The sequence below is a fragment of the Streptomyces sp. NPDC044063 genome (assembly GCF_056434285.1).
Genome location: NZ_JBWKFM010000018.1, coordinates 56293 through 66203, shown reverse-complemented (window position 1 = coordinate 66203; position 9911 = coordinate 56293). Strand labels below are relative to the sequence as shown.

The 9911-nt window shown below is 74.6% G+C and carries 7 protein-coding genes; all 7 read right to left on the bottom strand.

The annotated features are described in order from the left end of the window. Nucleotides 1-68: 68 nt before the first annotated feature. Nucleotides 69-1436, bottom strand: coding sequence for a glutamine synthetase family protein (locus tag AC07BS_RS22115; RefSeq protein ID WP_478933970.1), 1368 nt, complete (start codon nt 1434-1436; stop codon nt 69-71). Then, nucleotides 1433-3235: an IucA/IucC family protein gene (locus tag AC07BS_RS22110; RefSeq protein ID WP_478933968.1), complete on the bottom strand. Its 1803-nt coding sequence runs from the start codon at nt 3233-3235 to the stop codon at nt 1433-1435. Before AC07BS_RS22110 ends, AC07BS_RS22115 begins: the two co-directional genes overlap by 4 nt. Beyond that, nucleotides 3232-4590, bottom strand: coding sequence for a hypothetical protein (locus AC07BS_RS22105; protein WP_478933966.1), 1359 nt, complete (start codon nt 4588-4590; stop codon nt 3232-3234). The genes AC07BS_RS22110 and AC07BS_RS22105 overlap by 4 nt, the downstream gene beginning before the upstream one ends. Then, nucleotides 4587-5963, bottom strand: coding sequence for a lysine N(6)-hydroxylase/L-ornithine N(5)-oxygenase family protein (locus tag AC07BS_RS22100; protein WP_478933964.1), 1377 nt, complete (start codon nt 5961-5963; stop codon nt 4587-4589). The genes AC07BS_RS22105 and AC07BS_RS22100 overlap by 4 nt, the downstream gene beginning before the upstream one ends. Then, a complete protein-coding gene (locus AC07BS_RS22095; RefSeq protein WP_478933962.1) occupies nt 5960-7747 on the bottom strand; it encodes an IucA/IucC family protein in 1788 nt (595 codons plus the stop codon). The genes AC07BS_RS22100 and AC07BS_RS22095 overlap by 4 nt, the downstream gene beginning before the upstream one ends. 108 nt (nt 7748-7855) lie before the next feature. Then, the gene (locus tag AC07BS_RS22090; protein WP_478933960.1) at nt 7856-9112 is read right to left on the bottom strand and encodes a type III PLP-dependent enzyme domain-containing protein; all 1257 of its coding nucleotides are present in this window, start codon (nt 9110-9112) and stop codon (nt 7856-7858) included. Between the two features lie 55 nt (nt 9113-9167). Further along, entirely contained in the window at nt 9168-9764 is a 597-nt protein-coding gene (locus AC07BS_RS22085; protein WP_478933958.1) for an N-acetyltransferase family protein, read from the bottom strand. Nucleotides 9765-9911 lie beyond the last annotated feature (147 nt).

Genomic DNA, 9911 nt, shown 5'->3' with positions numbered 1-9911 from the left:
GGCCAAAGAAAAGCGCCCGAAAAAGGACGAGGGGGGGGAGAAGGGCCCCCCCCCCCCCCCCGCGGGCCTCACAGGCGTTCGAAGCCCCGGACCCGCTCCCAGTCCGTCACCGCGCTCTCGAACGACTCCAGTTCCGTCCGGGCCGCCTGGGCGATGTGGCCGACGACGTCCTCGCCGAAGGCCTTCGCCGCGACCGCGCTGTTCTCCCACCGGTGGAGCGCCTCGGCGAGCGTGCTCGGCAGGCGCGGGACGGTGGGGTCGGCCAGCGCGTTGGACGCGTGGGGCGCCGGGAGCGGGAGTTCGTTCTCGATGCCGTGGAGGCCGGCGGCCACCGCGGCGGCCATCGCGAGGTAGGGGTTGGCGTCGCCGCCCGGGACCCGGTGCTCGATGCGCAGCGAGTGGCCGGCGCCGACGACGCGGACAGGGCAGGTGCGGTTGTCGCGGCCCCAGCCGATGCCGGTCGGGGCGAAGGCCCCGGGGCGCAACCGCTTGTACGAGTTGATGTTGGGGGCCATCAGCAGCGTGAAGTCGGCGAGGCAGGCGAGCTGTCCGGCGATGAAGTGGCGCATGAGGTCGGACATGCCGTCCTCGGCCGCCGGGTCGGCGAGGACGGCCGAGCCGTCGGTGCCGCGCAGCGAGAGGTGGATGTGGCAGGAGTTGCCCTCGCCCTCGTCGAACTTGGGCATGAAGGTGACGGCGCGCCCCTCCTGCGCGGCGATCTGCTTGACGCCGTTCTTGAAGAAGACGTGGTTGTCGCAGGTCCGCATCGCCTCGTCGTAGCGGAAGACGATCTCGTACTGGCCGGGGTGCACCTCCCCGCGCGCGGTCTCCATGCGCAGCCCGGCCCGGGTCATCTCGCGGCGTATGCGGCGGACGAGCGGCTCGACGCCGCCGAGGCCCTGGAGGGAGTAGTCGACGTTGTAGCGGGTGCCCGTCTCCAGCCCGTGGTAGCGGCGGTCCCAGGCCTCGTCGTAGGAGTCGTTGAAGACCAGGAACTCCAGCTCGGTGCCGGCGAACGCGGCCAGGCCGCGGTTCGCGAGGCGGTCGAGCTGCTCGCGCAGGACGTGGCGGGGGGCGACGCGTACGGGCTCCCCGTCCGGCCAGGCGGCGTCGGCGAGCACCAGGGCGGTGCCGGGGTCCCAGCCGGGCATCCGTACGGTGCTCGCGTCGGGGCGCAGGACGAAGTCCCCGAAGCCGCTCTGCCAGGCGTCGATGGCGTAGCCGGGGCCGGTGTTCATCTCGGCGTCGGTGGCGAGCAGGTAGACGCAGGCGTTGAAGCCGTTCGCGGCGGCCTCGTCGAGGAAGTAGGGCGCCGCGAGGCGGCTGCCCTGGAGCCGGCCCTGGAGGTCGGGCACGGCGACGACGACCTCCTCCAGGCGGCCGGCCTCGGCCTCGGCGCGCAGCCGTTCGAAGTCGGACCGGGTGGCGTCCGTCATCGCTTGCCCTCCTCGGAAACGGCGGTGGCGAGGGGGTTGGCGACGCGGCCGTGGACGACGTCGAAGCCCTCGTCCTTCTCGGCGCGGTCGTGGAATCCGCCGCCGAGCAGCTGCTCGCGGTTGAGCGCGACGCGGTCGAAGTCGGGCGCGAGGAGGCCGAAGCCGTCGAAGCGGTCGGCGAGTTCGGGGAAGCGGGCGTGGTAGCGCTCGATCTCCGCGCGGACCATGGCCCAGAAGGTGTCCTCGGGCACGTCCAGGTGCTCGGCGACCAGCGGCGCGAAGAAGCGGAAGTGGCCGGCGAAGACGGCGCTGAGCAGGGAGTGGGCGAGCTCGTGGGCGGGCCAGCGGAGCAGGATGCGGTCGGCGCGCTCGGTCAGGGACGCGTACTCGGGGTGGTCGCCCGGCAGGAGGTTGACGTCCTCGGCGAAGTCCTTGACCGCGATGCCGATCGGGGTGTCCTTGGCGTCGTAGAGGACGACGGTGTTCTCGCCGTGCGGGCAGAACGCGGTGCCGTAGCGGTAGAGGTAGTGCAGCAGTCCGGGCAGCAGGGCTGCGAAGAACGTCCTCAGCCATTCCTCGGCCGTAAGGCCCGAGCGCTCCACGAGTTCGGTGACGAGCGCGCGGCCGTCGGAGCCGGTCTTCAGCAGGGCGGCCATCGTACGGGCCTGCTCGCCGTCGGCGAGGAGGGCGCCCACGGGCTCGCGCCAGACGGCGCCCAGCAGCTCGTGGAAGCGGTAGGGGGCGTCCGTCACCGCGTCGTAGAGGGGGTGGGCGACGGAGACGGCGGCGACCTCGCCGAGCGGGTGGAAGCGCAGTTCCTCGCTCAGGAACGGGTCGTTCGCGCGGATGCCGTGCAGCCAGGCGCTGACGTCCGGGGCGGCGTGGGTGGGTTCGGTCTTCAGGCCGCGCCACACCAGGGTGTTGCGGATGAGCAGGGGCACCTTGACGTTGCGGCGGTGCGGGTGGTCGAGATTGGCGAGGGTGCGGATCGACTGGAGCGGACGGTAGCGGTCCGGGCTCTCGCCGAGCCGGACGATGCGGCCGTCGGCGAGGTAGGAGGCGAAGAGGGTCTCGACGGCCTCGTCCCAGTGGAAGGGGTGCACCGGCAGCCAGGCGAAGTCGGACGCGTCGTGGGGTCCGTCGGCGCAGGCCGCCTCCAGCGTGGCGGCGAACCGCTCGCGGACGTCGTCGTCCAGCTCCTCCTTCAGGAGGGTCTCGGCGTCCAGGCCCGGGACGCCCGCGTAGGTGGCGAGACCGGTGTGGACGGCGGCCCAGATCAGGTGGACGGCGTCGGCGGTCTCGGGGGCGTACGCGGCGGAGTCGGCGGCGGAGAAGCCGAGGCGGCCCTTGTTGAGCAGCATGCAGGGGTGGCCGTCCTGGTAGGCCTCCAGGTCGAGGTGGTCCAGGTCGGCGAGGCGGGCGGCGGGCAGGGCCCGGGCGAGGGCCTGGGCGTCGGCGCGGCGGGTGGCGGTGAGCTCGCGCAGCACCTCGGCGGTGGTGGGGCCGTCCCAGCCGAGCCCGGTGCGGGCGTCGAGCAGGAAGAGCTCGGGGCCGGCGTCGCCGTCGGCGGGGGCCGGGTGGCGTACGGGCGTACCGGCCAGGCGCCAGGTGGCGAAGGTGCCGCGGGCGGCGCGGAAGGTCCAGTGGACGCCGTCGGCGAAGTCGAGGCGGTACGCGTCGGTGCCGGCCGCCGCGTCGGGCCGCGGCGTCAGCAGCTCCTCGTAGGCGAACTCCTCGACGGCCTTGACCAGCAGTCGGCGTCCTGCCTCGGCCCAGGTGTCTCGGGTGGCGCGGTTCATCGGTCGTACTCCTTGGCGTACACGGGTGCGTCGACGGGGTGGGCGACGGGTTCGGTGACGGGAATCTGTTCGGGGGTGGGCTCGGGGGTGGGCTCGGGGGTGGCGGGAAGGGGCGCGGTGCCCTGGGCGGTGATGGCCGGGGCCGTCGCCAGGGAGGCCACGGCGACGCAGGCCAGGGCCGCGGCGGCGACCGTCAGCGGCAGGGCGAGGTCGTGGGAGACGACGGCCGCCGAGATCAGGGGGGCGGCGAGCAGGCCGGCGGAGCGTACGGTCTCCACGGCGGTGAAGGCGGGGCCCGCGGTGCCGGTGGTCCGGAACATCCGCATCTCCACGGCCACCTGGGCGAGTCCCAGCCCCAGGCCGGCCAGCAGCCGGCCGCTGACGAGCGTGGGCAGACCGTCGGCGGTGTACTGCCACAGGAACCCGGCCGCGCAGATGAGGGCCGACACCGGCAGCAGCCGGCTGCCGAACCGGTCGTGGCAGCGGCGTGCCAGCGGCAGCGTCGCCAGGGCGCCCACGCTGGGCAGGAAGAACAGCACGGCGCCGCCCATGGAGCCGCTGCCCAGGTCCTCGGCGAACTCGGTGAAGAACGGGCGGGCCACGGCGATCGCGAAGTCGAAGGCGACGCCGATCAGCGCGGCCTGCGCCAGCGGCAGCCAGCGGCTGCGGCGCGGTCCGGCGGTCCGGGACGGGCCGGGCGCGGCCTTCGACGGCGTCTCCTTCTCCCCGGCCGGCAGCCGGCGCAGGACGCGCAGGATGAGGACGGCGAGGATCACGTCGACGACGGCGAACGCCGAGACGCCCAGCCGCGGGTCGGGCAGCGCGAGCACGCCCGCGCCCACCAGGGTCGCGGCGACCGCCGCGACGTGGAAGACGAGGACGATGGAGCGCACCGCGGCCAGTTCGGCGTGCTCGGCGTCGCTCTGCTTCTCGACCGCCTCGCGGGTGTGCTCGGCGATGAAGGCCGGGTAGGCCAGCAGCAGCGAGGCGTTGGCGGCCACGGAGGCCGCCGACAGCGCGGTGAAGGCGGCGTAGCTCGGGGCGAAGCCGAGGACGATGTCGATGACGGCCGCCGAGCACAGTCCGGTGACCACGAGCTGGTGGAGGGGCCGGCGGCGGGCCGCCAGCCCCCACAGCGGGAGCGCGATCAGCCCCACGATGCGGCAGATCCACAGGTACAGGCCCGTCGCCCCCGGGTCGTCGACGCCGTAGAGGCGCTCGAAGAGCTGGGGGAGGAAGGGGGCCAGCGCGGTCTCGGCGATCAGGTAGAGCGCGATCACGGCGATCAGGACGGCCCGCAGTGGCAGGCCCGATCGCGCGGGTGCCGCTCCCCCGGCCTGCCGGGCCGCGGTCACCGGAGGGTTCCGATCGGATCCTGATGCGGGGCGGCCGCGGGCGCGGGGGCGGCACCGGGGACGCCGAAGGTCGTCCAGGCGGCCCGCTCCGGGACGGGCAGGACGGTCCGGCCGCACACGGCGTTGAGGATCTTCGCGGCGCGCCAGGCGCCGAGGGTGAGGTCGGGGGCACCGACGCCGTGGGTGTGCATCTCGGCGTTCTGGACGTAGAGGGTGCCGCCGACGCGCGGGTCGAGGGCGACCCGGTAGTCGCCGTCGACGCGGTAGCGTCCCCGCTCGTCCCAGTCGACGAGGTCGTCCATGGTGTCGAGGAAGGCCGGGCGGGTGGCACCGTAGCCGGTGGCCGCGACGATCGCTGAGGTGCGGACGGTGAACTCGCCGTCCTGCGGGCCGTGGTGGCAGGTCAGGGTGTAGCCGTCGGCGTCCGCCTCGACGGCGCGCAGCTCGATGCCGGGGTGGAGGTCGGCGCGGGGGCGGCCGCCGCCGATGGTGCGCTCGTAGAGCTCGTCGTGGATCGCGCCGAGGGTGTCGGCGCTGACGCCCTTGTACAGCTGCCACTGCTCGCGGACGAGCTGCTCGCGGCGGTCCTCGGGCAGGGCGCGGAAGTAGCTGATGTAGTCGGGCGTGAAGTGCTCCAGGCCGATCTTGGAGTACTCCATCGGCGCGAAGGCGGGCGTGCGGGCGAGCCAGCGGGTGAACGGGCCGCCCTCGCCCAGGCCGTCCTGACGGCGGAGGAGGTCGAGGACGACCTCGGCGCCGGACTGGCCGGCCCCGATGACGGTGACGTCGTCGGCGGCGGCCAGGGCCTCGCGGTGGATGCGGTAGTCGGCGCTGTGCAGCACCCGGCCGCGGTGCTCGTCGGTGAGGAAGGGCCGCAGCGGCTCGGGCACGACGGGGTTGGTGCCGACGCCGAGGACGATCTGACGGGCCAGGACCCGGGTGACGTCACCCTGGGCCGAGCTGTAGGTCAGGGCGAAGGCGTCGGCGCCGCCGTCCCACTCGACGGCGGTGACGCGGGCGTCGAAACGGCAGGACGGCAGGCTCTCGGCGACCCAGCGGCAGTAGTGGTCGTACTCGCGGCGCGGGATGAGGAAGCGCTCGGAGAAGAAGAACGGGAACATCCGGTCGTGGGACCGCAGGTAGTTGAGGTACGACCAGGGGCTGGTGGGGTCGGCCATGGTCACCAGGTCGGCCAGGAAGGGCACCTGGAGGGTGGTGCCCTCCATGAGCAGGCCGGGGTGCCAGGAGAAGGCGGGCTTGGCATCGAGGAAGAGGGCGTTCAGCTCCGGCGCGCCGTCCGCGAGGGCGGCCAGGGAGAGGTTGAACGGGCCGATGCCGACGCCGACGAGGTCGTAGGGGGTCTGGGCGCTCACCGCAGGGCCTCCGCGAGGGGGTTGGGAAGGTCGATGTAGACGGACTGCGTGTGGACGTCGCCGACGAGCTCGTCGAGCCCGTCCACGCAGGTGAGGTAGTTGCCCTTGCAGCGCAGGACCGGTGCGTCGAGCAGCAGGTCCAGCAGCGTCCGGGCGCCGGGCTCGGCGGCGCGCAGCCGCTCCAGCCGGGCGCGCAGCACCCGCAGCAGGTCGTCCTCGCCGGCCAGGCCCTGGGCACCCATGGCGCCGACGAGGCCCAGCAGGTTGCTGATGAAGAGGTAGTAGCCGACCCGCTCGTCGACGAAGGCGTCGGCGAAGACGAGTTCGACGTCGTCGGTGGCGCCGGGCAGGAGCCGTTCGATGTCCGCGAGGCGGGACTCGGCCAGGTAGTAGCCCTGGCTGTCGCGGTACCAGCCGGCGGCGGGCAGGCCGTCCTCGCCGAGGGCGACGAGGGTGTTCTGGTGGTGCGGCTCCAGCGCGATGCCGTAGCGGGCCTGGAGCCGGATCAGCGGGACGGCGAGGACGTCGAGGTAGCCCTCCAGCCAGCGGGCCGCGGCCTCGGCGACCGTGATGCCGTGGGTGCGGGCGGCGCGCGTCACCGCCTCGGCGAGCAGCGAGCGGTGGGCCGGGGCCGATCCGTCGCCGGGGCCGGTGCGTTCGGCCAGCAGGCCGGCGACGCACAGCCCCTCGCGGGTGCCGCCGCGGAAGGGGTTGTCGCGCAGGGCGGTCTCCAGGCCGGTCTCGGCGCCGGAGGTGCCGGCGGAGATCCAGGCGAAGTCGCGGAGGATGCCGAAGGCGGGGTGTTCGGCGCGCAGCCAGTCGGCCGGGCCGGCGGCCAGCAGCCGGGCGGCGCTGACGCCGAGGCGCATCTCGCCGCGCAGGTTGTTGCGACGGGAGTTGGTAATGCGCATGCCGAGGGAGAGCTTGAGCATCACGTCGGCGTCGGGCCGGTGGACGGTACGCACCGAGGACGTCGGGTACCAGGGGGCGCCGGCGGGGCCGAGCGGGATCAGCAGGCCGTCGTCGACGAGCTTCCGCACCTCGGGCCGGTCGAGGACCTCACGGGCCTGCCAGGGGTGCGCGGGCACGGGCAGGGTGCCGGCGGGCAGGTCAAGGCCGGCGGCCAGCGGGCGGAGCAGCTCGGCGACCGGGCGGCCGTCGTGGCTCTCCCCCACCACGATGTCGGGGTGGGCGGCGAACCAGTGGAGGGCGAAGGAGCCGCGCAGCTCGGGTGAGAAGGCGGCGAGTTCGCGTTCGGTCGCCTCCTCGCGGCTCTTGGGCGCCGGGTGGAAGGGGTGTCCCGTCAGCAGGGCCTGTTCGGCGTCGAGGAAGGGGGTCGGGCCGGTGGTGCCGGGGGTCTCGGCGCGGCGGGCGGCCAGGTGGGCGGCGACGCGGCCGGCGGAGTTCAGGACCCGTCCCGCGGCGTCGGTGCCGAGGTGGGCGGGGTGGCCGCGGCCGGTGGTGGACTCGCGGATCGCGGCCGAGGCGACGAGGGTGGCGTCGGCGCGCGGCGGGACGTCGCGGCCGGTGCCGGCGACGACGGGGGTGCCGAAGCGGTGCCAGCCGGTGGCCGAGCGGTAGCGGACCGGGACGTCCAGCCGCAGCGCGCTGGCCGGGAAGTCGAGCGCCAGGTCCCGGCCGGCGGCGGGGACGTCGGTGGCCGTCTCGCGGACGTAGGCGCGCAGGAGCGTCTCGGTGGCGGCGGCGTCGGCGGCGTCGAGCGGATCGGGGTGGTCGAGGGGGTCCGGTCCGGCTGCCGTGGGCGGATGCGGCGGGAGGGTCATCGGGGGACTCCGGGGTACGGGGGCGGGCTCGGGGCGCCGGGCGGCGGGGACCGGCGCCGGGGCGTGTCCTACGGGCCGGTGCCGGCCCGTAGGACACGCCCTGAGCGGTCAGAGCAGGATGCGGTCGGCGACGGGGTGGCCGAGGAAGGAGTGCATGGCGAACTCCCAGCCGTAGGAGCCGGCGTAGGGGAAGACGGCGATGTCGCCGGCGCGGACGCGGTCGACGCGTACGTCCCGCAGGAGGGTGTCCTCGGGGGTGCAGAGCTCGCCGACGAACGTGACGCGGCGGTCGGCGGCCTCGGGGCGCGGGCAGTCCTCGGGCCACTCCTCGACGGGCAGGACCGCGACGTTGTGGACGATGTCCCAGGAGGTGGGCAGCTGGAAGTGGTTGATGCCGCCGCGGAGGGCGGCGAACGACTGCCCGTAGGAGTGCTTGACGTCGGTGACCTCGGCGGCGTACCAGCCGCAGTCGGCGACGAGGAAACGGCCGGGCTCGAAGGCGACCTTGACGCCGGCCGGGGGTTCCAGCTCTGCCATGAGCTCGCCGAAGCGGGCGGTGTCGAACGGCTTCTCGCCCTTGAAGTCGCCCTCGAAGTCGACGCCGATGCCGCCGCCCACGTCGATGTGGCGGAGGTCGATGCCGAGCTCGGCGGCGGTGGCGACGCTCCACTCCAGGCACCAGCGCACATACGCCGCGTGGCTGTCGGCGTCGAGGTTGTTGGAGGCGGCGTGGATGTGGAAGCCGATGAGGTCGATGCCGGGCAGGCCCTGGGCGATGCGGACGGCGTCCGCGACGTCGGGCTCGGGCACGCCGAACTGGGAGGCCTCGCCGCCCATGTGGAGGGAGCCGGTGACGGGGATCTCGGCCGGGTTGACGCGCAGCGCGACGCGGGCGGTGGTGCCGCGCTCCGTGGCGATGCGGCTGATGCGGTGGAGCTCCAGGGGGCTCTCGGCGTTGATGGCCTCGGCGCCCGCCTCGACCAGGCCGGTCAGGACGGGGACGGACTTGGCCGGTCCGGCCGCGAGGACCGGCGTCATGGTGCCGGGCGCGACGGGCTTGGCGGCGGTGGCGAGGGCGAGTTCGGACAGCGAGGCGACCTCGAAGCCGTCCACGTACGGGGCGAGCGCCTCGATGATGCCGGGGAAGGAGTTGGCCTTGACGGCGTAGTGGACGGCCGCCCAGGAGGGCAGGGCCGCGCGCAGCTCGCGGGCCCTGCCCGCGGCGACGTCGCCGTCGTAGAGGTAGGCGGCCACCGGGGTTCCGGTCCCGGCGAGTTCGAGGAGCCGGCTCCGTACGTGCGCGGGGAGGGTGTCCTGCGGGTGGGCGGAGCGGGGCGCTGCGGACGGCGGGAGTTCTATGGACACGGCGGCTGCCTTGCTGCTGGGGAGGGACGTTCGGTGCGGGGCGGGGGCCGGGAGGTCAGGCCTGGCGCAGCGGGCGCACGATCATGGTGTGCGGGCGCCAGCCGGGGTAGGGCTCCATGGTGCCGACGGGGGTGAACCCGTAGCCGGCGTAGCGGCCCAGGACGACGGCGTTGCCGTCGGCGACCAGGGCGGCCGCCCGCTCCTCGGGGCGCCGGGCGAGGAAGGATTCGAGCAGGAGGGCCCCGAGGCCGTCGCGGCGCCAGTGCGTGCCGACGAGGAGTTCGCAGACGCCGACCGTGCGTCCGGGGTGTTCGCGGACGAAGTCGGGGGCGGGCGCGGGGGTGAGGCCCTCCCACCACAGGGAGTCCTCGGGCAGGGTGTAGCCGTAGACGAGGCCGGCGACGCGGTCCCCGTCGAAGGCGGCGACGAGCTCGAAGCCGGGGCGGGCGCAGTGGCGTTCCAGGCGCTCGGCGATCGGCGGGTCGTTGTGGTCGCTGAGGTCGAGGGCGTGGGCGTAGACGTCCTCGTAGGCGCGCGCCCAGAGCGGGAGGCGCTCTGCGGCGGCCGGGCCGTCGAAGCGCTCGACGCGTGGGGCCGGTGCGTCGGCTCCGGATATGGCGGCGGTGCCGCCGTCGATGGCGATGGTGTTCATGGTTCCCCTCGGGGCGGCCCGGGGGGGGGGGGGGGGGGGGGGGGGGGGGGGGGAACAGGCGGGGGGGGGGGGGGGGGGGGGGGGGGGGGGGGGGTCAACCCCCCAACAAAAGGAGTGGCGCGGAGTCCGGGGTGGTGGGGGGGTGCG